This window comes from Acinetobacter lactucae (assembly GCF_013122135.1).
GTDB classification, from domain to species: Bacteria; Pseudomonadota; Gammaproteobacteria; order Pseudomonadales; family Moraxellaceae; genus Acinetobacter; species Acinetobacter lactucae.
In genome coordinates, this window is sequence record NZ_CP053391.1 from 1,392,007 (window position 1) to 1,418,674 (window position 26,668).

At 37.3% G+C, this 26,668-nt stretch carries 24 protein-coding genes; 11 read left to right on the forward strand and 13 right to left on the reverse strand.

Going from position 1 to position 26,668, the window contains the following annotated elements; all coding sequences use genetic code 11:
- Positions 1–335: 335 nt before the first annotated feature.
- Positions 336–1,634, forward strand: coding sequence for a dicarboxylate/amino acid:cation symporter (locus HLV59_RS06480; protein WP_171429579.1), 1,299 nt, complete (start codon positions 336–338; stop codon positions 1,632–1,634).
- 160 nt (positions 1,635–1,794) lie between these two features.
- On the opposite strand, the gene HLV59_RS06485 is transcribed toward HLV59_RS06480, so the two are convergent.
- The 11 genes from HLV59_RS06485 to HLV59_RS06535 form a co-directional block, all read right to left on the reverse strand.
- Complete coding sequence (locus HLV59_RS06485; protein ID WP_002119766.1) at positions 1,795–1,998, reverse strand: hypothetical protein; 204 nt, start codon at positions 1,996–1,998, stop codon at positions 1,795–1,797.
- Between the two features lie 357 nt (positions 1,999–2,355).
- Positions 2,356–3,087, reverse strand: a complete 732-nt coding sequence (gene gloB / locus HLV59_RS06490; RefSeq protein WP_171429580.1) for a hydroxyacylglutathione hydrolase — start codon at positions 3,085–3,087, stop codon at positions 2,356–2,358.
- Positions 3,088–3,243: 156 nt separating this feature from the next.
- Complete coding sequence (locus tag HLV59_RS06495; RefSeq protein ID WP_016145839.1) at positions 3,244–3,939, reverse strand: methionine ABC transporter permease; 696 nt, start codon at positions 3,937–3,939, stop codon at positions 3,244–3,246.
- A complete protein-coding gene (locus HLV59_RS06500; RefSeq protein WP_151747568.1) occupies positions 3,936–4,961 on the reverse strand; it encodes a methionine ABC transporter ATP-binding protein in 1,026 nt (341 codons plus the stop codon). The genes HLV59_RS06495 and HLV59_RS06500 overlap by 4 nt, the downstream gene beginning before the upstream one ends.
- A 75-nt stretch (positions 4,962–5,036) precedes the next feature.
- Positions 5,037–5,909 (reverse strand): MetQ/NlpA family ABC transporter substrate-binding protein, encoded by an 873-nt coding sequence (locus HLV59_RS06505; protein ID WP_016145837.1) that lies wholly within the window; start codon positions 5,907–5,909, stop codon positions 5,037–5,039.
- Between the two features lie 482 nt (positions 5,910–6,391).
- Positions 6,392–7,678 (reverse strand): phosphoribosylamine--glycine ligase, encoded by a 1,287-nt coding sequence (purD, locus tag HLV59_RS06510; protein ID WP_171429581.1) that lies wholly within the window; start codon positions 7,676–7,678, stop codon positions 6,392–6,394.
- Between the two features lie 123 nt (positions 7,679–7,801).
- Complete coding sequence (gene purH / locus HLV59_RS06515) at positions 7,802–9,376, reverse strand: bifunctional phosphoribosylaminoimidazolecarboxamide formyltransferase/IMP cyclohydrolase (protein WP_216606761.1); 1,575 nt, start codon at positions 9,374–9,376, stop codon at positions 7,802–7,804.
- Between the two features lie 85 nt (positions 9,377–9,461).
- Positions 9,462–9,731: a DNA-binding transcriptional regulator Fis gene (fis, locus tag HLV59_RS06520; protein ID WP_001086304.1), complete on the reverse strand. Its 270-nt coding sequence runs from the start codon at positions 9,729–9,731 to the stop codon at positions 9,462–9,464.
- A 376-nt stretch (positions 9,732–10,107) separates the two neighbouring features.
- Positions 10,108–10,953, reverse strand: coding sequence for a zinc-ribbon and DUF3426 domain-containing protein (locus tag HLV59_RS06525; protein WP_031948826.1), 846 nt, complete (start codon positions 10,951–10,953; stop codon positions 10,108–10,110).
- A gap of 12 nt (positions 10,954–10,965) precedes the next feature.
- The gene (gene prmA, locus HLV59_RS06530) at positions 10,966–11,871 is read right to left on the reverse strand and encodes a 50S ribosomal protein L11 methyltransferase (RefSeq protein ID WP_171429583.1); all 906 of its coding nucleotides are present in this window, start codon (positions 11,869–11,871) and stop codon (positions 10,966–10,968) included.
- A gap of 155 nt (positions 11,872–12,026) precedes the next feature.
- Complete coding sequence (locus HLV59_RS06535; RefSeq protein WP_016145832.1) at positions 12,027–12,257, reverse strand: hypothetical protein; 231 nt, start codon at positions 12,255–12,257, stop codon at positions 12,027–12,029.
- 232 nt (positions 12,258–12,489) lie between these two features.
- Here HLV59_RS06535 and mnmG point away from each other — a divergent pair, with 232 nt between their 5' ends.
- From mnmG to HLV59_RS06565, 6 genes are all read left to right on the forward strand, one after another.
- Positions 12,490–14,370: a tRNA uridine-5-carboxymethylaminomethyl(34) synthesis enzyme MnmG gene (gene mnmG / locus HLV59_RS06540; RefSeq protein ID WP_031948824.1), complete on the forward strand. Its 1,881-nt coding sequence runs from the start codon at positions 12,490–12,492 to the stop codon at positions 14,368–14,370.
- 763 nt (positions 14,371–15,133) lie between these two features.
- Entirely contained in the window at positions 15,134–17,323 is a 2,190-nt protein-coding gene (locus HLV59_RS06545; protein WP_057105701.1) for a TonB-dependent siderophore receptor, read from the forward strand.
- A 53-nt stretch (positions 17,324–17,376) separates the two neighbouring features.
- On the forward strand, positions 17,377–17,766 hold the full coding sequence (locus tag HLV59_RS06550; protein WP_171429584.1) for a Fur family transcriptional regulator: 390 nt from the start codon (positions 17,377–17,379) through the stop codon (positions 17,764–17,766).
- Between the two features lie 30 nt (positions 17,767–17,796).
- Positions 17,797–18,147, forward strand: coding sequence for an iron transporter (locus HLV59_RS06555; protein WP_228721993.1), 351 nt, complete (start codon positions 17,797–17,799; stop codon positions 18,145–18,147).
- Positions 18,147–19,874 carry a PepSY-associated TM helix domain-containing protein gene (locus HLV59_RS06560; RefSeq protein ID WP_171429585.1) on the forward strand — a complete coding sequence of 576 codons (1,728 nt, stop codon included), beginning with the start codon at positions 18,147–18,149 and terminating at the stop codon, positions 19,872–19,874. Before HLV59_RS06555 ends, HLV59_RS06560 begins: the two co-directional genes overlap by 1 nt.
- Before the next feature lie 59 nt (positions 19,875–19,933).
- Entirely contained in the window at positions 19,934–20,212 is a 279-nt protein-coding gene (locus HLV59_RS06565; RefSeq protein ID WP_267313494.1) for a DUF3325 domain-containing protein, read from the forward strand.
- Between the two features lie 366 nt (positions 20,213–20,578).
- Here HLV59_RS06565 and HLV59_RS18575 read toward each other — a convergent pair whose 3' ends face one another.
- Positions 20,579–21,586, reverse strand: coding sequence for a helix-turn-helix transcriptional regulator (locus HLV59_RS18575; RefSeq protein WP_213033156.1), 1,008 nt, complete (start codon positions 21,584–21,586; stop codon positions 20,579–20,581).
- A 225-nt stretch (positions 21,587–21,811) separates the two neighbouring features.
- Here HLV59_RS18575 and HLV59_RS06575 point away from each other — a divergent pair, with 225 nt between their 5' ends.
- Genes HLV59_RS06575 through HLV59_RS06590 form a run of 4 tightly spaced genes read left to right on the forward strand, consistent with a single transcriptional unit; the run spans position 21,812 to position 25,514 of the window.
- Positions 21,812–23,362: a circularly permuted type 2 ATP-grasp protein gene (locus tag HLV59_RS06575; RefSeq protein WP_171429587.1), complete on the forward strand. Its 1,551-nt coding sequence runs from the start codon at positions 21,812–21,814 to the stop codon at positions 23,360–23,362.
- Positions 23,363–23,384: 22 nt separating this feature from the next.
- Positions 23,385–23,981, forward strand: a complete 597-nt coding sequence (locus tag HLV59_RS06580; RefSeq protein WP_171429588.1) for an alpha-E domain-containing protein — start codon at positions 23,385–23,387, stop codon at positions 23,979–23,981.
- Positions 23,982–23,983: 2 nt separating this feature from the next.
- A complete protein-coding gene (locus HLV59_RS06585; protein ID WP_171429589.1) occupies positions 23,984–24,763 on the forward strand; it encodes a transglutaminase family protein in 780 nt (259 codons plus the stop codon).
- A 16-nt stretch (positions 24,764–24,779) separates the two neighbouring features.
- Positions 24,780–25,514, forward strand: coding sequence for a proteasome-type protease (locus HLV59_RS06590; protein WP_002119721.1), 735 nt, complete (start codon positions 24,780–24,782; stop codon positions 25,512–25,514).
- 60 nt (positions 25,515–25,574) lie between these two features.
- Here the strand turns inward: HLV59_RS06590 and alr are convergent, their stop codons facing one another.
- The gene (gene alr / locus HLV59_RS06595; RefSeq protein WP_171429590.1) at positions 25,575–26,645 is read right to left on the reverse strand and encodes an alanine racemase; all 1,071 of its coding nucleotides are present in this window, start codon (positions 26,643–26,645) and stop codon (positions 25,575–25,577) included.
- Positions 26,646–26,668: the final 23 nt, after the last annotated feature.

Sequence of the window (26,668 nt, forward strand, 5' to 3'; positions counted from 1 at the left end):
ACAATTTACATGTTTTTTATAAAATCATTTATTTAATAAATGGTAGGCTTATTTGATCTAATTAAGCCTAGATAGCTATTTTTATGCTTAATTTTATTGAAATATAGAATTTAAATAATAACTTAGGAAGTATTTTATTTATTTTTCTATGTTTGAAAACAGAAAAATTATAATGATTTTATATAATTTATTGCATGACTATTGGATTTAACATTTTTTAAATTTATAACACAGGCCGTTTTTTATTCTTTACAATGGCTTTTCCTTGATAAAGCAGCTTGTGGTGCACGCTTTATATTTATTTTTTTTATCCCCATCGAAAAGGTATTTAGATAATGGATTTCAATACCCTTGACCAAGAAACAGTGCAGAAAAAACAGAAGTTTCACCAAATTTTGTATGTACAGGTCATCTTTGCAATTATTTTGGGCATTTTAATAGGTCATTTTTACCCAGAACTTGGCGAAAGTTTAAAACCGCTTGGTGATGCATTCATCAAGATTGTTAAAATGATTATTGCTCCCGTAATCTTTTTAACTGTTGTGACAGGCATTGCCAGTATGACAAACATGAGACGAGTTGGCCGTGTAACTGGTAAAGCGATGCTTTATTTCCTTACCTTCTCAAGCTTGGCTCTTGTGGTTGGTATGATTGTGGCAAATATTATCCAACCGGGTAAAGGTCTTAATATTGATCCTGCTACCTTAGTGAACGATAAAGTAAATACTTACGTTGAAAAGGCGCACGCAACAAATATTACCGACTTTTTCATGAATATTATCCCGCAAACACTAGTCAGCCCTCTGGCAGGTGGCGAAATTTTGCAGGTTCTATTTGTAGCGGTGTTATTTGGTATTTCTTTAGCTGCATTGGGTGACCGTGCGCGTCCAATTACAGATTTCTTAAATAACTTAACGGCTCCAGTTTTCTATCTGGTTGGTATGTTAATGAAGCTAGCTCCAATCGGTGCTTTTGGTGCAATGGCTTTTACCATCGGTGCGTATGGAATCGAATCAATTGGTAATTTATTACTATTAATTATGACGTTCTATATTACAGCGGTACTATTTGTCATAGTGATCTTAGGAGCAGTAGCGCGTTACAACGGCTTCTCAATTATTCATTTAATCCGTTATATCAAAGATGAACTTTGGTTGGTTTTAGGAACAAGTTCTTCTGAAGCAGCTTTACCATCTTTAATGGATAAAATGCAAAAAGCAGGTTGTGAAAAATCGGTAGTCGGTTTGGTAATTCCAACAGGTTATTCATTTAACTTAGATGGTACAAATATCTACATGACTATGGCCGCTCTGTTTATTGCGCAAGCGTGTAACGTAGACTTATCAATTAGTGAACAAATTGCATTGCTTCTTGTTGCGATGGTAAGTTCTAAAGGTGCAGCAGGGGTGACTGGTGCAGGCTTTATTACTCTGGCTGCAACTCTATCGGTTGTACCGGCGGTTCCTGTTGCAGGTATGGCATTAATTCTTGGTATTGATCGTTTTATGTCTGAATGTCGTGCATTAACAAACTTAGTAGGTAATGCTTGTGCAACAATTGTTGTAGCAAGATGGGATAAGGCTTTAGATAAAGATCTTTTAGATAAAGCATTAAAGAACCCTAAAGCACAATAATTTTATAAAAAAATCTGTAGCTAAGGGCAATTTGGGAGAGTAGCCCCGCTACAGATTTTTTGTTTAATGTCTAACAATATATTTTAATTAAACCATTCTAAAGTTCTGCAAGATTCATGTCTTTTTCAAAAAAACATAGTAATTAAATTAAGTCGTAAAATTAAGCTTTTAAGTGATCCTCAAACTCTTCACCTAATTGCATCGCTAATGAATTTCCTGCTAAATCACAGGTCACTAAACCATATTCTTTTTTAAAACTAAAAGTAAAACCTTTCCCATCAGCAAGATTTTTAACTGAATACCCTAACTTTTCTAACCAAATACGAAACGCAATCAAATTTTTAGCTTTAACAACCTTTTTCACGTGAGAACTCCTTCTATCCGTGGCATTACATCTTATTTATTAATAGGGTTTTAATTAGATTTTTTAAAGGGGGAAAACTTTGTTTTATTTTGCAAGTTGTAAAAAAAGTAAGATAGAGAAAGGAAATTTTTGTTTTTTATAAAATTGTGAGGATGTTATGTAACTAAAAAATAAAACTTTTTTATTTAAAATATTATTCCTTGGCATGTTTTAAAAAAAGTATAAATTTGGCGAAATTTTCAAAAAATTTGAATAAATAAGAATAAAGTAAATGTAAAAAATAATTACGATCAAAAAGCCTTATGCAAAAAGATACAGTTTTTAAAATGAAACTGTATCTTTTATTGAAAATTAATTTTAGAAATTATCTTTAAGGGCGCGTAGGTGAGTAAAGTCTTCAACACTTTCTGCACGAAGAAAAGGATTGGTTGCTAATTCAAGTTCAATCGTACTCGGGAGGGTGATTGATCCTTGTTTACGTCGCTCACGGACTTCTTCTGCTCGTTCAGATAAAGCATGGTTATGAGGCTCTACCGTTAAGGCAAATTCAGCATTTGAAAGTGTGTATTCATGCGTACAATAAACTTTGGTTTGTGTAGGTAATGCTGCTAGACGGCTCAGTGAGTGATACATTTGTTCAGCCGTACCTTCAAATAATCGACCACATCCCATTGCAAACAAAGTGTCGCCGCAGAATACAGCTTCTAATTCCTCAATGAAATACACAATATGTCCTAAAGTGTGGCCAGGGGTCGCAATAATCTCTACTTTTAAATCATTAAACTTTAGATGATCATTATGTTGTAAGGGGTGGGTGATTCCTGGAATTTTTGTAAGCTCATCACGTGGACCATACACTGTAATATTTTGAGCAGCAGTAAGATCAGCCACACCTCCAATATGGTCTTTGTGCCAATGGGTGAGCCAGATCTGTGTTAAAGTGAGTTGATGATTTTGACAAAATTGAGTAACAAGTTCTGCTTCTGTTGGATCAACTGCAACGGCTTGTTGGGTTTCAGTATCTTCTAAAATCCAGATATAGTTTTGGAGGGCATTCTGCACATCAATAAAATGAATTCTATAACGCATTGTTTTATCCTAAAACCAAATCCAAAAAGTAAATAAATAATCACTGATTTTGATCATAACAGAAAATGGTATTAACTCACGCACTCAACTGTTGGATAAAAAAGATTCATATCAAACAAAAAAGCCCCCTGAAGGGAGCTTTTTATAATCGATAATTTAACGTATCTTCGCGAGCCAGTTGCCTAGTGTCTGTACAATCTGTACTAAGAGCAATAGAACAATCACTGTTAAAATTACAACGCTTGTATCAAAACGTTGGTAACCATACGAAATAGCTAAATCACCAATACCACCGGCACCAACTGCACCAGCCATTGCTGTTGCGCCAATCAAACTGATGGTTGCTGTGGTTAGGTTTAAAATGAGTGAACTGCGTGCTTCTGGCAAAACAAAGCGAGAGATAATTTGCCAAGGTGTAGCACCCATTGCTTGAGCAGATTCAATAATTCCTTCATTTACTTCAAGCAGGGAAGTCTCAATCAGACGTCCCATATAGGGCCCAACGTAAATCGTTAAAGGAACGATCGCTGCCCATGTACCAATTGAAGTGCCTACCAATAACTTGGTAAGAGGAATCACTGCAATAAGTAAAATAATAAATGGCAGAGAGCGTAACGCATTTACAATCGGGTTGAGTAAATGATAAATGAATCTATTCGGCAAAATACCTTCTGGACGAGTTACAAGCAGGATAATCCCTTGAATGAATCCCCAAATACCACCAAATAAAAGCGCAAAGAACACCATGTGAAATGTTTCTTGCAATGCTGTTACAAACTGGTCAATTGAAAGGGAGCTGTGCCAGAACGGCTGAGTAAGTTCAGTTAACCACTGTACGATTAAATCTCTCATACTTGATCTCCTGATTGAACTACACTCACTTCATTTTTCTCTAAAAACTCGATAGCCTGCTGAATCAACTCAGGCTCACCTAGAAGCTGTACAAACATTTGACCAATTACAGTGCCGTTAATTTCAGTCATGTTAGCGAACAAGATATTTAAGCTAATATCAAATTGTTTAATCAATGACTGAATTACAGGTTCCTGAGCAGAGCGACCTAAAAACTGTAAACAGTAGATGCTGTGGTGATGCTGATTTTCGAGTTGATTTAAAATATTCACAGGCAACTGTTGATGTAAAACAGTCTGAATAAAGTTCTTAGTCGTCGGATGTTGAGGATTACTAAAGATATCAATCGTTGAGCCTTGTTCAATGACTTTACCTGCTTCCATCACAGCTACATGATCACAAACGGTTTCAATGACATCCATTTCATGGGTCACCATAACAATTGTGATTTTTTGCTCTTGATTGATTTTCTTGAGTAACTCTAAAACAGACTTGGTTGTTTGCGGGTCTAGGGCAGAGGTTGCTTCATCACACAAAAGAATTTTTGGATGATTTGCCAAAGCACGAGCAATACCGACACGTTGCTTTTGGCCGCCAGAAAGTTCATCAGGATAAGCATCTTTTTTATGCTTAAGATCAATGAACTCCAATAACTCATTTAAGCGCTTTTCACGTTCTGCCTTATTGTAATTCAGCAGACGCATTGGCATTTCGATATTTTCAGCAACCGTCTTGGTTTGTAGCAAATTGAAGTGCTGAAAAATCATACCAATATTTGCACGTTCCTGACGTAATGAACGCGCATCCAAAGCAGTGAAGTCCTTTTGATTAATGATAACCTGACCTTCATTTGGTCGTTCAAGTAAGTTAATCAGGCGGATTAAAGTACTTTTACCTGCACCACTATAGCCAATAATCCCAAAAATACTTCCTTCTGGAATTTCCAAATTAATTTGGTCCAGAGCTCGTATGGTTTGGCCTTTAAGCTGATAGTGCTTTGAAATGTTTTTAAATTGAATCATGTCGTCAAAAACTATGCTAAAAAGAAAAAACAGGCAAAGAGTCTTTGCCTGTTTCGCGTTGCAGCTATTATATTACTATTTAGCTTCCGTGAGGTAGCTGATTGGCTGATTCACGTCAACTTTTGTACCACCAAAGTGTTGTTCAACGTATTTTTTAACAGCTTCAGTGTGGTATAGCTGACCAACCTTCTGAAGAGTTGGGTCATCTTTACGAGATTCAGCTGTTGCAAGAATGTTTACATTCAGTTTAGTACTCTGGTCAACAGGCTCGTAGTAGATAGAATCTTTAAGTACGTTCAGGCCACCTTCTAAAGCTAACGTATTACCCAAAACAATTGCATCAACTTCATCTTTTACGCGTACAGCTGTCGCCATTTGAATTGGTTTAATATCAATTTTTTTGCTGTTATCGATAATATCGCTTGGTGTACCTTTAGCAGGATCGAAGTCAGCTTTAAGTTTGATTAAGCCAGCACTTTGTAATAACAATAACGCGCGAGCTTCATTCGCTGCATCATTAGGAATTGCAATGCTTGCACCTTGAGGGAATTCTTCTACTTTTTTATGTTTACTTGAGTAGATACCCATTGGTTCAAGATAAGTTGTAGCAACTGGAGCAATTTTATCTTTATTTGATGCATTGAAAGCAACCAAATATGCATAAGATTGGAATGCATTTAGGTCAACTTCTTTATTTGCTACAGCTGTATTCATTGCAACATAATCAGTGAAGTTTTTCACTTCAAGCTTAATACCAGCAGCTTTAGTTTCTGGTAGAGTCGAAATATAACGCCAGATATCAGCGTCAGAACCAGTTGAGGCAATAACCACAGTTTGAAGTTGTGATGAATCACCACTCTTTCCAGCTTGTGGTTCACTTTGTTGTTTACCGCAGGCTGCAAGTAATAGCACAGACACGCTTAAAAAAAGACTGATCAGCTTTTTCATGTAAAAAAAGTCCTGATTAAGTGAGAAATCAACTATTCGAGTTGGCTCTCAACTAGAAAAGAAATAAGTTTTGTTGCAACATCACAAAGTCTTCAATACTAAAAGTTATCACTTATAGCTCTTTTCTAATTCTTCAGATACTTGATTTGCCGTCATAAGCTGAGCTAAATAAAACTATTTTCATAACAGTTTTATTTTGTGTTATCAGTCTTAAACGATCTCTAAAAGTATTCAATGTTAAAAATAACTATTATCCCTAACAGAATTAGATGATGAGCTCTAATATTTAGAGGCACAATAACTTTGTGGAAAGTTCCAACGCTTTGACTAATCATATCAATAAAAACATATTCAATATAGTGGACATGTTTCGATCTGATTGATTGGAAGTGAATAAAAATTGGGATTTATATGAAATCTTTTGATAAGTGAAAATAAAATAGAAAGCCCTCTTTCATAGAGGACTTTCTATAAATGAGTTTTTACTCAGCTTTTTCACGTGCAATTGCGCGGTAACCAATGTCACTACGATATTGCATACCTGTGAATGTAACTTGTCCACATACTTCAAGCGCATTAATCTGTGCTTCAAGAACGCTGTCACCCAACGCAGTTACACAAAGAACTCGACCACCAGAAGTCACGATGTGACCATCTTCACGAGTTGCAGTACCTGCGTGGAAAATTTTAGTATCTTCAGGTGATTGTCCAATACCTGAAATTACATCGCCTTTGCGTACGCTATCAGGATAGCCTTCGGCTGCAAGTACGATACCGATTGACTTACGTTCATCCCATTCAGCTTCTTTTGGTAAATTGCCAGCAATACCAGCTTCTACCAATTCAACAAGAGATGACTTTAAGCGCATCATGATTGGCTGAGTTTCAGGATCACCAAAACGACAGTTAAACTCGATCACACGTGGTTGACCTTGTTCATCAATCATTAAGCCAGCATATAAGAAACCAGTGTAGACATGTCCGTCAGCAGCCATACCTTCAACAGTCGGACGCATGATTTCAGTCATAACGCGTTCGAAAATCTCAGAAGTTACCACTGGGGCAGGAGAGTAGGCACCCATACCACCCGTATTAGGACCTTGGTCACCTTCAAAAATACGCTTGTGATCTTGTGAAGTTGCCATTGGTAAAATATTTTTACCATCAATCATACAAATGAAAGAAGCTTCTTCGCCTGCAAGGAACTGTTCAATTACCACACGTGAACCAGCATCACCGAATTTGTTGCCAGCAAGCATGTCATCAATTGCTGCAAAAGCTTCTTCGTTGGTCATTGCAACGATTACACCTTTACCAGCAGCAAGACCATCGGCCTTAATTACAATCGGTGCACCATTTTTTTCAACATAAGCTTTAGCTGCATCAACTTCCGTAAATACTTCGTAAAAAGCAGTTGGAATGTTATGACGCTTTAAAAAATGTTTAGCAAATGCTTTTGAGCCTTCAAGCTGAGCAGCATATTGAGTTGGTCCCCAAATTTTTAGACCTGCTTCACGTGCAGCATCTACTACACCATTCACTAAAGGTGCTTCTGGGCCAACAATAACCAGCTCAACATTATTTTCTTTAGCAAAAGCAATAATTGCAGGGTTGTCTAAAATATCAAGTTGAACATTTACACATTTGTCTTCTGTTGCTGTACCAGCATTACCAGGAGCAACGAAAACTTGAGTAACTTTGATATCTTGCGCGATTTTCCATGCTAAAGCATGTTCACGACCACCACTACCTAAAACTAAAATATTCATTTTTAATTTGTTCCTTAACTTTAATCCTTTTCATCCCCCTCTATCCCTCAAGGTGGAGTTTAGCTCCATTATTGTGGAAAACCCTCCTGAATAAAAGGAGGGTTAGGGAGGACTAAATTTAAATCAGTGGCGGAAATGGCGCATACCAGTGAAGACCATTGCAATACCAGCTTCATCTGCTGCTGCGATTACTTCTTCATCACGCATAGAACCACCTGGTTGAATGATACATTTAATGCCAGCTTTAGCCGCATTATCAATACCGTCACGGAATGGGAAGAATGCGTCAGAAGCCATTACAGCACCTTCAACAACTAACCCCGCATGTTCAGCTTTAATGGCAGCAATACGAGCTGAGTTAACACGGCTCATTTGACCTGCACCTACACCAATAGTTTGGCGGTTTTTAGCATAAACAATTGCGTTTGATTTTACGTATTTTGCAACTTTCCAAGCAAAGATAAGATCATCAATTTCTTGCTCAGTTGGCGCACGCTTCGTAACTACTTTAAGATCATCTTTAGTAATCATGCCTAAGTCTTGATCTTGAACAAGTAAGCCGCCATTAACGCGTTTGTAGTCAAGTTGCGGTGCGCGTGCATCAATTGCAGGTAACTCGCCACATACTAAAACACGAACGTTTTTCTTAGCGCCAGTTACTTCAAGTACGCCATCAGCAATACTTGGAGCAATAATCACTTCAACGAATTGACGCTCTACAATTGCTTGAGCAGTTGCAACATCTAATTCACGGTTGAATGCAATAATGCCGCCGAAAGCAGATTCTGGATCAGTCGCATAAGCTAAATCGTAAGCAGCTTTAATGCCGTCTAAAGAAACAGCAACACCACAAGGGTTAGCATGTTTTACGATAACACAAGCAGGTTTTGCGAATGATTTAACACATTCAAGTGCTGCATCTGTATCTGCAATGTTGTTATAAGACAATTCTTTGCCTTGTAACTGTTTTGCAGTAGAAACTGATGCTTCTTTTGCATTAGCTTCAACATAAAAAGCAGCTGATTGATGTGGGTTTTCACCGTAACGTAAATCTTGTGCTTTGTTCAATTGAGTATTGAACGTACGAGGGAATAAGTCAGCTTCACCTTCGATCTTACCAACGCGAGCGCCTAAGTAAGAAGCGATCATGCCGTCGTATTGAGCTGTATGTTCAAATGCTTTAACTGCTAAATCGAAACGCGTTTCATAAGAAAGTGAACCAGCAGTTTTTAATTCATTAATTACAGTGTCGTAATCAGAAGCATTTACAACGATACCTACTGAAGCATGGTTTTTAGCAGCCGCACGAACCATTGTAGGACCACCGATGTCGATATTTTCGATAGCATCAGGAAGAGTACAGTCTGGTTTTGCAACAGTTGCAGCAAATGGATAAAGGTTTACAACAACAAGATCAATCGGATCGATGTTGTGCTCTTGCATAACTGCTTCATCTAAACCGCGACGAGCAAGAATACCGCCATGAATTTTTGGATGTAATGTCTTAACACGACCATCCATCATTTCAGGGAAACCAGTATGTTCAGATACTTCTACAACCGCGATATTATTATCTTTAAGCAACTTGTATGTGCCGCCTGTAGATAATAGTTCTACCCCTAGAGCTGCAAGGTTTTGAGCAAATTCGACAATTCCTGTCTTATCAGATACAGAAATCAAAGCACGTTTAATAGTCATGATGTTTAATTCAACAATTTCAAGTCTACGGATTAAAACCAATAAGCATAAAAAAATGCCCACGACGTCGTGAGCATTTTATCATTTATTCACTCATTAAACCGTGAGCTTTTAACTTTTTACGTAAAGTGCCACGGTTGAGTCCAAGAATCTCTGCAGCACGTGTTTGATTACCACGTGTATATTCAAGAACTACAGATAAAAGAGGTTTCTCCATTTCTGCTAGCACCATGTCATATACCTGAGATGGTTGCTCACCTTGCAATTGTGCAAAATAATGGCGAACTGCGCGATCCACGTGGATGCGAAGAGCAACATCAGATTGTGCAGTAAAAATAGGAGATTTGCTATTCATGCGAGTTAATCCGAAAATCAAATACTAACTTGGGTAAAGTAGTATATAAATGTGGTCTAAAAATACGGAGTCCTGTTTTAGATCCTAAAACAGTGACTCTAAAACATAAGAACAATTAGCTTGCCATATTTCTTCGTATTGAATAAAAAATAAGCGTAACAATAGTTAAATATTTGTTACAGCCCCCTCAAAAACAAAAAAAGTTAGGCTATGCGCTTAAAGTAGAAAAGCACACATGCTTAACAGTATTTTTTTTGGATTGAGAGCGAGGAGTATATGAGTCAAAGCTTTCGTGGCGCGTATCATACCATTGTCTAGGAAAAAGTGAGCAAATTAACTGCATTTTTTTTTATTTTTTTTTCACTTTTTTTACATTTTAGGGGTGGACAATTTCTAATCGATAATTTACTAGCCTTTTTTTGCTTTTGTTTAGCTCAAATTGGAATCGGAAAGGAGTGTTTGATGGAATGCGTTGAATGCCCCGTAAATTTTCAACTAGATATTGTTGAGGAGTTAATATGATTTCCTCTGTTTTGTCTGGTTCTGTTGCAAAAATCAACTTTAGGTTAGGAAGCTCAATACTTTTATTATTCTGATTGAGCAATATGCCTGAGAACTGAGTATGGCTTGCGTCAATTTTGCGAACTTTTAACCTTTCTATATAGATAAGTTGATAGAGTTCTGCTGATTTGTTGCAATGTAGTATTTGGCAAACATAATTAAATGCATGGCTCACTGTTGGGCTTGCATGCATGAGTTTAGGATTAAACCAAAGAATCTGGAAAGTAAAAACTAAAATCAAAATAAGGTTGGCAGAGCTCCAAAGTGTATAGTACAGCCAGCTATGCTTTTTATTATTGTCTTGCTCTTGTGGGGATGCTTGCTCAGCTAAATTAAGGTTGGGTAGAGCATTAATAGGTTCGTTGTGAAAATAATTTAAGTTATTGAGATAAGTTAATAGATCAATATTAGAGTTCTCAACTTTTTGATCAAAGATATCTAACACGTGAGAATGTGTCATATACCTAGTTTGCATTGAACCATTGGTTAACGCTGTTGAATTGACCATGACTGGCTGTTCAATATTAATCAGATTGGTTAATGCATTAAAGCTCAAATCACATTTAGGGCAACAAACCATACCCTGAGCAACAGTCAATTGAGTAAGAGATACTTTATAGACTGTTAAACACTTAGGGCAGCGGGTTTGTTTTTCATTCATGAGTTAAAAATCTCAATTTATTTTTTTACGTTTTCCTGAAATGCGACACCAGTTTTCTTCGCGCTTTTCGACATCTAATATATCAAAAAATTCAGAATAAACACGTGAGACATCAGTAACTTGCTCTTCGATTACACCGGCAAGTGCGAACTCGCCCTCAGATTTAATTAAATTTGCAAATTCAGGCGCAAGTGCCATCAATGGACCCGCTAAAATATTTGCAACTAAAACATCAGCCTGTTGAGGTTTGAATTCTTGATCAAATTCTTCTGGAAGACCTACATATAGGCGATCTAATACACCGTTGAGTTCTGCATTTTGCTTTGTGGCTAAAACAGCTTGAGGGTCGATATCAGTAGCGTATACTTTTTTAGCACCTAATAATAAAGCTGCTACGCCCAAAATGCCTGAACCACAGCCATAATCAATCACGATTTTATCTTTAACGTCAGTTTTACCCAGCCATTGTAAGCATAGGAAAGTACTTGCGTGATTACCTGTACCAAACGCAAGACCTGGATCTAACTTAATATTAGTTGCGTCTGCTTCTGGTGGTTCTAACCATTCAGGTACGATCCAGAACTTTTCCCCAATCTGAATTGGTTCATAATAATCCATCCATGCACGTTCCCACACTTGATCTTCAAGTTCTTCATGGCGCATAGGAACATCTGGAAGTTGAGCTTTTAAGAAAGCTTCTAAAGTGTCGACATCAATTGGGTCTTGTTCGTCTTGTTGATAGATGCCTGTCACAATCACTTTGTTCCATAAAGGTGTTTCACCTGGTAATGGTTCAAGTAAAGCCTGATCTTCAGCATCATCCAGCGTTACGCTTACCGCACCTAGAGACATTAAAAGTGTTTCTGTGAACTCAACTTGTTCTTGATCAACGGTAATGTGTATTTGTAACCACTTCACGAAAAGGACCTAAAAATTTTATTTAAAGGCGTATTGTAGCGGACTAGACCATTTTAAAAAAGAAAGCGGCCCATCTTTAATGGACCGCCTTTGAAAATATTGATGAGATATAGCAGAAAATAAGTAATCTCTTCTATACCTTGGGTCAAAACAAATTAAGGAGCAGGGGCTTTAAATTGTAACTTGCCATTTTCATTTGGTTGGCAAGTACCGTTAAAGATCACACCATTGTGATTGTAAGAAACCCATTCACCTTGCTGTTTTTTTGCACAGACTCGAATTTGTTTTTGCATTTCGGCTTTGCTCGTGTCAGCAGCATGGGTAAAAGTTACGCCTGAAAAACAAATTAGAGATGCAGTTAAGATTTTTAACATGGTCGTTTTCATTTTGTATTCCTTCTCGTTGCGTTAATTTTAAAGTCATAGAAGTGCTGTACATTTTTTATTCTAAGATGAATTAATTTTAAAAACATTCACTTTGTATTGAATTCATGAAACAAAATGTCAAATCATGTGGCGTACCGTAAATTATGTGAAGACAATTTTGTAATTATGTACATCAATAACCAGATAATTTTGCTATAATGTTCCGTCTTTTTTTTCTGGTGTTTTTGTACTCATGCACTATCCTAAAGTTTATGATGTTATCGTTATCGGTGGCGGTCACGCAGGTACGGAAGCGGCCCTTGCTGCTGCGCGTATGGGACGACAGACTTTGCTTTTGACCCATAACATTGAGACTTTGGGCCAAATGAGTTGTAACCCAGCAATCGGTGGTATTGGTAAGTCTCACTTAGTACGTGAAATTGATGCACTTGGTGGTGCAATGGCTTTAGCTGCCGATAAAGGTGGTATTCAGTTCCGTATTTTAAATTCACGTAAAGGTGCAGCTGTGCGTGCAACACGTGCTCAAGCAGACCGTGTGCGTTATAAAGCTGCCATCCGTGAGACTTTGGAAAATCAAGCGAATCTTGATATTTTCCAGCAAGCAGCTGATGACCTAATTGTTGAAGGCGATACCGTTAAAGGTGTTGTGACTCAAATGGGTATCCGTTTTGATACGAAAACGGTTGTGTTGACTACAGGTACATTCTTGGGTGGTGTGATCCACGTTGGTTTAGAAAAATCAAGTGGCGGTCGCGCGGGGGATCCTCCTTCTATCGCTCTTGCTCAGCGTTTACGTGAATTAAAACTACCTGTTGGTCGTTTAAAAACTGGGACTCCACCACGTATTGATGCACGTTCAGTTGATTTTTCAGTCATGATTCCGCAGCCGGGTGATTTCCCGTCTCCAGTGATGTCCTTCATGGGTGATGCTTCTATGCACCCTGAACAAGTAAACTGTTATATCACTCATACAAACGAAAAAACTCACGATATTATTCGCGGTGGTTTAGATCGTTCACCAATGTATACAGGTGTTATTGAAGGTGTTGGACCACGTTACTGTCCATCAATCGAAGATAAGATTCACCGTTTCGCTGATAAAGATTCACATCAAGTATTCTTGGAGCCAGAAGGTCTAGATACACATGAGCTTTATCCTAATGGTATTTCGACTTCTTTACCGTTCGATGTTCAGTTTGAGCTTGTACGCTCAATTCGTGGTATGGAAAACGCTCATATCTTACGTCCGGGCTATGCAATTGAATATGATTATTTCAACCCGCAAGCGTTGAAATTTACCCTCGAAACTAAAGCGATTAATGGCTTGTATTTCGCTGGTCAAATTAATGGTACAACAGGTTACGAAGAAGCTGGTGCACAAGGTTTACTTGCAGGTTTAAATGCTGCACGCCGTGCGTGGGAGCAAGAAGAGTGGACACCTAAACGTGACCAAGCTTATATGGGTGTGCTAGTTGATGACCTGATTACGTTGGGTACTAAAGAACCGTATCGTATGTTTACCTCACGTGCTGAATATCGTTTGATGTTGCGTGAAGATAATGCGGATCAGCGCTTGACAACTATTGGTCGTGAACTTGGTTTGGTTGATGATATACGTTGGGCTGCTTATTGTGAAAAAATGGAAGCAGTTGAGCGTGAAACCTCTCGTTTACAACATTTATGGGCAGCACCAAATAACCCTATGGGTAAAAAATTTGTTGAAATGACGGGTGCTGATTTGAGTAAAGAATGCAGCGCAATTGATTTGCTTAAGCGTCCTAACATCAACTTTGGTCAAATTGCAGAACTTACTGGTTCTGAAGTTTCAGAGCAAGTGGGCGAGCAAATCGAAATTGCTGTGAAATATGAAGGTTATATTAACCGTCAGCATGAAGATGTAGCTCAATTAAAACGCCTTGAAGAAACCAAAATTCCTGCCGATTTTGACTATGATGTCGTGTCTGGTTTATCTCGCGAAATTACCCAGAAATTAAAAACAGTTCTTCCGGAAACATTAGCTCAAGCAAGCCGTATTCCTGGTGTTACGCCAGCAGCTGTTCAGCTTGTAATGATCACAATTCGTAAGAACAATATGATTAAGAAAACAGCTTAATCATTTGAATGTAGAAAAAGCCCAGTTAAGACTGGGCTTTTTTATGAGTCAAAATTTATAAAAATAAGTGATTTGTATTGTAAAAGTATGTAAATCATTAAGACAGAATTATAATTTAATATGAAATTTTTAAGTTTTTATAATTAATGTTAAAAATTTGTTATTTTTAAATATTTGAAAATTAATATTATTTTTAATTATTTGGTAATGATTATTATTTTCTTCATTTTTTATCCATTTTTTCATGCTTATAGATGAGTAAAATGTATGCGACAAAATTGATAGACATTTGGAATGATTGAGAATGAATCATCTATGAAGGGCGACAATGGTGCGGGTTGAGCTTTCAAAATATGTGGAAGGGTGATCAACATTGCGAGTATTGTGATTAACATAACAGTAAGGACTATTAAACTTACATAGTAAAAGGAGCATGTGTTAAACGTGCTATTAGTGTGAAGTCTAATATTACTGAAACTGTTATTAACAACAATCCTAAATAATATATCTGATTTTCTTTTTCTTATTTAAGAGCAGAAATAATGATAAAAGAAGCGGGCTTATAAATTATTAAGCTTGCTATTTTTGTTTTGATTTTAAAAATATAAGTTTTTATAAATTAAATTATTGAATTTTAATAATTAAACAAAATAAATGAGAACGATTATCTATTTTATTTGTATTTATATTTTTATTTGTTACTATGTGTTAACTCATTATTTGCAGTTGCAACTCATCATTAATCTCTGAGGGGAGGCATAGTATGTCCGCGTTCAATATTCCACGTTCTGTTTTGGCTGCTTCAATTTTATTTAGTATGTGCTCCATGGCTGAGTCGGCAGAGACAACGGACAAGGAGGTAGAAACGGAAACTGTCAAGTTGAATACAATTGTTGTGACTGCTGAAGAGCAGGTGAAGCAATCTCTAGGCGTATCGGTAGTCACATCTGAAGATTTAGAAAAAACACCTGTTGTAAATGATATCTCTGAGATTTTACGTCGCATGCCTGGTGTTAATCTCACTGGAAACAGTTCTACAGGCCAACGTGGCAATAATCGTCAAATTGATATTCGGGGAATGGGGCCAGAAAACACACTCATTTTAATTGATGGCAAACCAGCGACTTCACGTAATTCAGTACGTTACGGTTGGCGTGGAGAGCGTGATACTCGTGGTGATTCTAATTGGGTGCCTGCCGATGCGATTGAGTCGATAGAAGTTTTACGTGGTCCTGCTGCTGCCCGTTATGGGAATGGTGCAATGGGCGGTGTGGTTAATATTATTACCAAAAAAGTTACGAATGAAACCCATGGCTCAGTCGAGGTATATACCAATCAACCTGAAGACAGCAAAGAAGGTAGTAGTAGCCGTGTGAGTGCAACGCTGAGTGGCCCAATTATTAAAGATGTTTTGTCCTATCGTGTATATGGTAATTTCAATAAAACTGATTCGGACGATCCAGATATTAATCCTATAACTGAGAGTGGTACTCGAGCAGGGGCGCGTGAAGGGGTAGAAAATAAAGATATTAATGCACGTTTAGCGTGGCAGATGACAGATCAGCAAACTGTTTTATTAGATGTCGCATCAAGTCGCCAAGGTAATGAGTATACTGGTGATACTCAAAATAGTAATGTTGATGCAACAGATCCAGAAGCGAATGCTTTATTAAATTCACTATTAGGTACCGAAACCAACACGATGTATCGTGATAGTTATGCATTAACGCATGAAGGGGATTGGACTTGGGGTAAGAGCAAGTTTGTAGCTTCGTATGATCAAACGAAAAACAAACGTTTGACAGAGGGGCTTGCGGGCGGACCGGAAGGGCGTATTAACAGTACTGATCGCTCAACTTCACTTCTGGAAACATTGCGTTTTAATGCCGAGGCAAATATTCCTTTTGAAGTTTGGCGCCCACAAAATCTAACTGTCGGTGCTGAGTGGGTTGAAGACGATTTTACCGATTCGGCTAATACTACGCAAACCGATGCATCTGGCATTATTAATTTGCCAGCAGATCGTACAAAGATGAATTCGCGGATTGCTTCGGCATATGTTGAAGATAATGTACAGCTGACTGATAGTACCAATGCGGTATTGGCGGTACGTTTTGATGACCATAGTAAATCTGGCAGTAACTGGAGCCCTAGCTTAAACCTTACTCAAAAGCTGGGTGAGTATTTCACTTTAAAAGGTGGTATTGCAAAAGCATACAAAACTCCAAATTTATATCAAACAGCTGAAGGATATTTATTATTTACCCGAGGAAATGGTTGCCCCGTATCTGTAGATAGTGGCAGTTGCTATTTATTAGGTAATCCTGATCTAAAACCTGAAACATCTATTAATAAAGAGCTTGGAATCCAGTTTGAGAAAGATATTGTTAATGCTAGCTTGGCATGGTTCCGTAATGACTATAAAGATAAGATTACCTCTGGTACAACTGTATTAGATTCTGTTGAAGTTGGAAGTTCAACATATCGACTTCTACAATGGACAAATATTCCTAAAGCGTTGGTGCAAGGTCTTGAAGGAAGTATTGGCCTAGATTGGGGGAATATTCGTTGGACAAACAACTTTACTTGGATGAAAGACTCAATTAACAAAGAAACCGGGAATCCATTATCGATTGTACCGAGCTATACCATTAATTCTATTCTTAACTATGACATTACCGATGCTTTGGATGTCAATTTCGTATATACCCAATACGGCCGTCAAAAACCAATGCAATATGAAGAAACTCGTAATGCTTCGCTGAACCGTGAAACAATTAAAAGTTACAGTATTGCTGGTATTAATTTTGGTTATAAATTTAATCAAAATCTAAGCGGTCGTCTTGGTATAAGCAACTTGTTTGATGAGCAAAAGTTGCGCGATACGTCTATAAATCAAACTTATAATGAACCAGGGCGTGCTTATTATGCATCCTTGAAGTATTCATTCTAAACTTATAAAAGCTAGCTATATGTTCTAGCTAGCTTTTTATATCAAATTGCAAAATGAATATTGCCTCAAAACTAAGATCAAATGGATTAGCTGCTACACGTACCCGTGTTGTACTTTTCCATTTGCTTATAGAAAATCCACAAGGTTTAACAGCAGAAGATATTTATGTGCTGCTTGCTGGAAAAGAAAAGATCAGTATAGGTTCTATTTATCGTATTTTAGTCGACCTAGAAAATCATGGCTTAATCAAGCGAATATTCTACGGTAAAAACAAAAGTATTTATAAATCTGCAGATGAACGAGTAGGTATTAATATTTTTGATTCAAAAACAGGCTTATCTGTTTTATTTCATGATGAAAATATTAATAAGAAACTTGAAAAAATACTTGAAGATTTACCTCCGGATATTATAGGTCTAGAACTGACTTTATATAAGCAATAGTTTTAAATTAAAGTTATCTCGGTGTCTCATATGTTAACGACTGAACCATGCAATTTAATTGCAGAAGAACGTTCGATTAAAAGAAAAGTAAAACATAAAGTAGTTCCTGCAAAATATAGATGGATGATTTTTTATCGATTTATTTTAGCTGGTATCGGTGGATATATTCTTTCTGCTTTAGCCTGTGTTGTATTGAGTTATTTATTCAAAGCTCATCCTGTAGATGCTGTTTTATCTGCAACAATGTTAGCCTTTATTATTTATATTTCTGTATTTATATGGGTTTTTATAAATCATAGTACTCAAAGAGCAACATGGGGAGTTGTGATTCCATCGGTACTTTTATTTATATTCTATTGGGGACTGAAAGGAATAATATAATGCGTATTGATGGAAATGCAGAAAGCCCGCGTCAGTCGATGTCATGGTTACATACATGGGCGAGTTTAGTTCTAGGTTGGTTGCTATATGCAATTTTTGTGACGGGAACATTAAGCTTTTTTCAAAATGAGATTTCCATTTGGATGAAGCCTGAACTACATCAGTCCATAAATCGTAAAGATCAGTCTCAGCAATTACAATCAGCTATCGCTTATTTACAGCAAAATGCTCCAAATGCTTCGGCATGGAATATCAATTTACCAAATGCACGCAGTACCACGACTGATATTACGATTCGTGGTGAAAACGAAGATCCAAGAGCACGTCGAGGTGGTGAACGTGTCATATTGGATTCAGTCACTGGTGAAAAACTTCAGCCACGTGAAACTCGTGGAGGTGGTTTTCTTTACCGTTTTCATTTTGAGCTTTATGGCCTGCCTCGTGGCTGGGCACGTTGGATTGTAGGTATCGCGACAGTACTTATGTTTGTCGCGATTATCAGTGGTGTGATTACACATAAAAAAATTTTTAAGGATTTCTTTACATTTCGTTCGGGCAAAGGGCAGCGTTCTTGGTTGGATGGCCATAATGCAACAGCAGTACTAGCTTTGCCATTTCATATTATGATTATGTTTAGTGGCTTACTATTATTGATGTACTCATTAATGCCTTACGGTGTTTCTGCTTTATTTCCAGAGGGAAGGCTGCATTTTTTACAAGCACAGCGCGCGCAGCTGAATGGAGAAACTATCCGATCTGCTGAACTCGCTTCTAGTTCACAAAAACTTGATAGCAGTAAACGCACTGGACATGGTGAAGGGGAAAAGGGTCGATTAAATAAAGAAAGAAGTCGTTTGGAGGTTGAAAAGGCACCTCTTGCTGATTTAACACCAATGTTAGCTCAAGCACAAAAATTATGGGGCGATAATCCAGTTGCGTCCTTCAATATCATTTCACCAAACCGTCAAAACAGTGAGGTAGAAATCCGTGCTACATACTCAGAAAGTATTTTAAATCGAGCGATTGTTCCAACACTAATTTTTAATGGTGTTACAGGTGAGTTAATCTCTCAGCCTCAACAGCTCAAAATTAGTGTTCCTATCGGTATTTATAATACCGTTACTGTATTACACGAAGCCCGTGGTGTTGATTTGGGACTACGTTGGCTATTATTCTTTTCGGGTATTTTAGGAACAGTAATGGTTGCATCAGGATTAGTTCTCTGGTGTATCAAACGTGCACCTCAGCAACAAAAGCAGGGCTATAAAAATTTTGGCTATCGTTTGGTTGAGGTTTTAAATATTGCATCAATTTCTGGTTTATTAATTGCAACAGCTGGTTATTTTTACGCAAACCGTTTAATTCCAGTTGCCACTGAAAATCGTAGTTTTTTAGAAATTAAAATATTCTTTATTGTATGGCTGTTAACTTTGCTACATGCGGCTTTACGCACACATCGAAATGCTTGGTTAGAGCAACTTTTGTTCGGTGCTATTTTATTTTGTGCTATTCCTCTCTTAAATGCTTTAACAGGTGGGCGAGTAATCTGGAGCAGTATTGCAGAGGCTCAATGGGTAGTAGCAACTTTTGATTTGATGAGTTTGGCTCTTGGAATGATTTTGTTGTTTATTTTTTATAAAGTAAAAAAACACAAAGTAGCTGGTATCCACAAAACTAAAAAAAATATAAACCTTGAAAGTGTTGTTGCGAGAGGAGAAGGTCAATGATTGATTTTTTCCTTATTTATTTTTTGTGTCTGCTTGGTTTTTTACACATTTGTTTTTCTATGTCTCGTCATCAACAACAAGTGTTTCAAAAAGTTTTGCAAGCAAAATACAATATTTGGTATTTGATCACTGGTTATAGCATTTTAGTAATCGCATTGGCTCTTTCAATTTATCATTGGGGGGAGTCTATCGGTATATGTTATTGGATTGGTATACTCAGTTTTGCTGCTTTATTAATTATTTGGTTATTAAGTTATTATCCTCTTCAATTGAAACTAGTGAATCAGTTCTTAAGAGTGATCATATTGGTTTTATTCGTGTTTGATCTTTTAGCGTAATTTTCTAGCCCAGTTAAGACTGGGCCTTTTTATTTTCTGTTCAAAAAATATATGGAAACTTCCTAAGGAGGAAAAGAGATTTTGCTTCCTTTTTTTCTTATTTCACATATTTTAAGCCGCCAGTTATATTGAATTCACGTTCAAACAAGAGGGCTTTAATCATGACAATGAAATCAATTCGCTACAATGGATATGAAATGGCATGCCAATGTTCATGTTCAAAATAGCGCAAAAGAAAGAGCAGATCAGTTTTGGTGGGGGAGAACATCTTGATCTGAACACAAGTAAAATTATAAGAAGAATATAAAATTAAGAAAATTATAATTCAAAATCTAAAGAGAACCTTATGGTTCTCTTTTTTTACATCTACTTACTATCAGTTTCAATCTCTCGTACAGCATTGTGTACTTGAACTGGTTCAATATGGAGCAGTTTTTTACCGAAACTCCGTAACCACCACACCAGTTGGGATGTAAATGGAACGGTCGCCGTAACTTCGACAATATTTTCTTCAATTGGGGTAATGGTTTGATCTTTACTCAACTGACTTTCATAAAAAGTTTTAGCAGTTTGCTCGGTCATGGTTAAGGTGAGCTGAATTGATTCAGTTGGTTGGTTATAGTCCACTCTAAAGCCTAAAGCCCCTGAGTCAATATAATGATCAATATCAAAATTGACTGGATGCAGTGCTCGACTATCTAATACTTTTGCTGATTTAAAACGGTGCAAGGCAAATGTTTGTACTTCGGTTTTGTCATGTCGTGTGCAAATTAAATAAATGACTGCACCTTTTTGTACCAAAGCCAAAGGGTTTAAAACATAGGTTCTGTCTTCTCCCTGATTTATCCGTGCTTTATAAATACATTCAATTTGCTTGTCTTGAAGCAAGCCTTCATAAATTGCTTGTTGAGCATTTCGATCAACTACAGGCGGAATAAGAGGTTGGCTTGCAGGAACAATACGTACACGGTTAATCCACTGTCTCACATTATTTTGAGTAGAAAGACTACGTTTGGCCAAATCAAACCATGGCCCCATCTCATCAAGCAGACTCGGGGGAAGTAAGTGCTTAAGGTGCTCCTCAACCATCATAAATGTCACTGCTTGAGAACTTGTCATGTGAGGTAAGCTTTGAATAGGCGCATCGGATTGCCACCGCCAGCCTTGAGGTACGGCTTTGTTGCTCTCTATCGGAAAACGCTGAGCAATTTGATTTAAGTCACGCTGAATAGTCCTTAAACTGATTTCAATACCTTCTCGCTCAAGCATTTCTTGTAATTCTCGAGTCCCGATCCATTTACCGGTCGGTAGGCGAGACAAGATCTGCCATTGGCGATATAAACTATTCGAAGTTTCTTTTTCTATTACAGACATAAGCGTAATACATCTATATCCAATTGCTTTGGTGTCAACACAATAAAAAATCTTTACAGATTTAGCAAGTTTGTCAGATTCAGTTTATAGCCCATTGGGCAAACGATGATAAGATTTAGAAGAAAGTTATAACAATGATGCCGAACAAGTATTAGAGATATATAAGTGGCACTGAAATTGCTTATTTAAAAATGAAATATAGATAAATGATAAGACGAGGTGGTTATGTCAGAACAAGAGCATGAATTACATCTAGATAATGATTTTTTTATACAAGAGCAGACAACAACAGCACTCATTAACCCAACCTCTTTTTTAGAACATATTTCTGTGCAAACCAATCTCTTTGAGCAACTTAAATCACAGTTCTTTAATGAGATGCTTGATGATGTCACATCGAATGGTGCAGCTTCTAAAAAAATTGAACAATGGTTAAGCATCCGTACTTTAGATGAGTTAAAGGAGTTAAATACCCAAGCAAAACAGCATTTTCTTTATCATGGGATTACTTTTAATGTTTATGGCGATAAAGAAGGAACGGAGCGCACCATACCTTTCGATTTAATTCCAAGAGTAATTGAGAAAAAGCAATGGGAAAAAATTGCCTCGGGATGTGCACAGCGTGTTAAGGCATTAAATTATTTCCTAGATGACATTTATCATGGACAACATATTTTAAAAGAACAAATCATTCCCGAAGAACAAATTATGGGAAATGATGCTTTCCAGCCCCATATGCTTAAACATTCTTTAAAAGGAAAAATCTATTCACAAATTAGCGGGATCGATATTATCCGTGATGGTGAAGGGGAGTTTTTTGTATTAGAAGATAATTTGAGAACACCTTCTGGGGTGTCTTATATGATTGAGAGCCGAAATATTAGCCAGAAATTAATGCCTGAGCTATGTACAGCCAATAATTTACAAGGAATTGAGCATTATCCAAAACTTTTAAAAGAAATATTGCAAGAAAATTCTTCTGCAGATCAACCTTTTATTGTGGTGCTAACACCAGGGCGTTTTAATAGTGCTTATTATGAGCACGCTTTTCTAGCACGTGAAATGGATGTGCCACTGGTTACAAATCGAGATTTATTTGTAGAAAATGATCAGGTATTTGTCAAAACTATTCGTGGGCGTCAAAAAGTAGACGTAATTTATCGCCGTTTAGATGATGACTTTCTAGATCCTTTAGCATTTCGACCAGACAGTGCGTTGGGTGTAGCAGGCCTTATGTCTGCTTATTTGCAGAAAAATGTGGTGATTGCAAATGCACCTGGAACAGGTGTGGCTGATGACAAATCTATTTATCCTTATGTAGACCAAATGATCCAATATTATTTGGATGAAACACCAATTCTAAAAAATGTACCTACTTATCAATGTCGTAAAGACGAACATTTAGATTACGTGCTTTCTAATCTTGATCAATTAGTCGTGAAGGAAGCACAAGGTTCGGGTGGATATGGCATGTTGATTGGGCCTAAAGCAAGCTCGAGTGAAATTGATGAGTTTAGAAAAAAATTGATTGCGATGCCTCATATGTACATTGCACAACCAACTCTAGCTTTATCTGTTGCCCCAACTTTAACGACAGGCGGGGTGGCTGAGCGCCATATTGACCTACGTCCATTTGTACTAAGTTCACCATATCGTACAGAGATTGTACCTGGTGGCTTAACACGCGTGGCCATGAAGCCTGGTTCTTTAGTTGTAAATTCGTCCCAAGGTGGCGGTATAAAAGATACATGGGTTGTCGAAACATTACATTCCTGATTGTGGGTTAAAGAGGAACTTTATGGTTTTACTCAATTCGAGTGCGCATCAAATATATTGGTTGGGTCGATATTTGATGCGAGTTAAATTTGCAGCTTCTCATTTACCCTTTACAGAAGATGAGAAAGCAACAAAATTTGCAGCAGCATTTGGTTTGGTCATAGAAAATGCTGAATTACTAAATCACTATATGTTAGACAAGAAGCAAACATTTTCATTACTGAACCAGCTCATTATTGCTAAAGATAATATTCAGGAACTAAGAGGTATTTTGTCATCACACGCTTATGCAGAATTAAATAATGTGATCAACACGCTTCTACCCGAACCTAATGCATTGAATAAAGCTGTCAAACAATGCACTCAAATATTAGAAGCGGAACATGAAGATGTTCGTTTATTTTTGCATTTAGGCCAAAAAATAGAGCAATTTGATATAGAACTTCGTTTTGGACAAGATTTATCTGTTCTCATATCAGAGCTAGATATTGTGGTGCAACAGCTCGCTAATTTGAATTGGGAAAATATAGATGAAAATTGGCAAGTACTGAAGCAGCAACTTACATGGGACGCTTACTATACTTTTACACAGCAGTTGGAAAATATGTTTGAGGGCTGATTATGAAATTGATGGTTAATCATCAAACGCATTATAGCTATACTGAAACTGCTCGAAATAGTATTCAGTATATTAAAATGATGCCTCAGACATCGCCTCATCAACATGTTATGAATTGGGCAATTAGCGTGCCGGGCGATAAAACGATAAAAAGAGATATATTTAACAATGTATGGATGACGGCTAGTCAACGTTATTCATACCAACATCTTACTTTTATGGCCCAAGGAATTATTGAGCTTCAAGATGTAGAGCTGGGTTATGTAAATCTCTCGACACCAACTAATTTGTTTTTGCAGATGACAGGTGCAACTCGATGTGATTCGGAAATGTTGGACTTTGCCAAAAATATTGTAGTGGTCAAAGATCGACAGCATATAGCGCTATTAAGCGAATATATTTTGCAAAAAATACTTTATCAGCCTGAAAGTACTTCGGTTCAGACAACTGCGATTGAAGCATTTCATACGGGGCAAGGTGTATGCCAAGATCATGCTCACATTTTAATTGCAATGTGTCGTGCGCTACAATTACCTGCACGTTATGTCTCTGGTTATCTATTTGATCAAAACTATCCGCACCTTGCCAGTCACGCTTGGGCGGAGGTATTTTTAGAAAATCAGTGGTATTGTTTTGATGTAAGCAATCAGTTGTTTACACCCAAACATCACATCTACCTTGCTGTGGGTCGTGACTATCTCGATGTAGCACCTATTCGTGGTGTAAGAGAGCAAGGTGGAGTTGAGAGTATGATGTCTGTGGTTCAAGTGTTGGCATGTTGAATGTAAAGAGAATGAAATGACCTATTGTTGTGCGCTAAGATTGGAACAAGGTTTAGTGTTTATTAGTGACACGAGGACCAATGCAGGAGTTGACCATATTTCTGTGTTCCGAAAACTGCATACTTTTGGCGTTACCGGAGAACGTTTTATTGCTTTGCAAACCGCAGGTAACTTAGCAACAACGCAAGCCGTTATTGGTCATTTGCAAAATGCGCTCACTTTGCAGCAAGAACCTAATTTATATAGTGTTAATACGATGTTTGAGGCGGCTGAACTAATTGGCAAAACCTTAAAAACTGTTTTAGAAGATATTAGCTCAGACACTCAAGAACAAATGAATTATGCCTGTAGTATTTTGGTGGGGGGACAGATTAAAGGTGGTGACATGCAACTTTATAATGTCTATCCTCAGGGCAATTTTATTTGTGCAACGACAGATACACCTTATTTTCAAATAGGTGAAAGTAAATACGGAAAGCCTATTCTGGATCGAGCTTTATATTATGCAATGCCACTAGATGATGCATTGCGTTGTAGCCTGATTTCTTTTGATTCGACTTTACGCTCAAATGTTTCTGTTGGCTTGCCACTTGATGCATTGGTGTACATCAAAGATAGTTTTGTGATTCCAATGGGAAAACGAATTACCGAAGATGATCCTTATTTTTCACAGATTAGTAAACAATGGTCGGATACTTTACGTCGTGGATTACAGGAAATGCCAAAACCTACTGATGATTATTGGCGATAAAATTTTGAATATTTAAATAAAAAAATCCAAGCATGCTTGGATTTTTTTATATTTTATTATTTAACTGCTTTTACGAGTAGGACGATTACTTAAGCGACAGAGTAATTCATATCCTATGGTTCCATTTGCGTCCGCGACATCATCAACTAAACGATGTTGGCCCCAGAGCTCGACTTGGGTACCTAATTTTACTTGCATACCTGTCACATCGATTGCAAGCATATCCATACTCACTCGTCCTACAACCGCACAGAGCTGTTTATCAATAGCGACATAGTTCTGTTTAATATAAGCCCGTGGATAACCATCACCATAACCTATAGAAACAATCGCGATATCCATTGCTTGCTTAGCACAGAAAGTAGAGCCATAACCGACATGTTCATTCGTTTGAATGTGATTTAGTGCAATTACTTCTGTTGAGAAAGTCATTACTGGTTTTAGGTCAAGTTCGTGAACCGTTTTATCGGCAAAAGGTGAGGCGCCATAAAGCATGATACCGGGACGAACATAATCAAAATGTAATTCTGGCCACTTATAAATAGCAGCAGAGTTACAGCAAGATGCTAAAACTGGATCACACGCTTGTTTAACTTGTAAGAATTGTTGTTTTTGCTGTTCGTTAAGCGGGTGGTCTACATCTGCATTTGCGAAATGCATTGCAAGTACACAAGTAAATCCTTCAGATTTTAAAGTCTTAATAACTTCAATAATTTCTGGATTTTTAAAACCTAAACGGTTCATGCCGCTGTTAAGTTTAACCCAGACTTTTAAACCTTGGGCGATGTAAGCTTGTTTGTGTTTAATTAACCATTCAAATTGTTGTTGATGGTGAATCACACATTCAAATTGTTGTTCAATTGCAGTCGGCATTTCATCTTCAGAAAATACCCCTTCAATTAAAGTGACAGGTTGTTGAAATCCGAGTTCACGAATTTCCAAACCTTCTTGTAGGCAGGCGACACCAAAGGCATCTGATGCATTTAAGGCTGCTAAACAGTCTTTGATTCCATGTCCATAAGCATTAGCTTTCACCATACTTACAATTTTTGAATTTTTTGCGAGTTGTTTGACACGGTTTAAATTATATTGAAGTGCATTGCGGTCAATATAAACTGTTGCTTGGCGCACCCTCATTTACTCCTTTGGGCTAG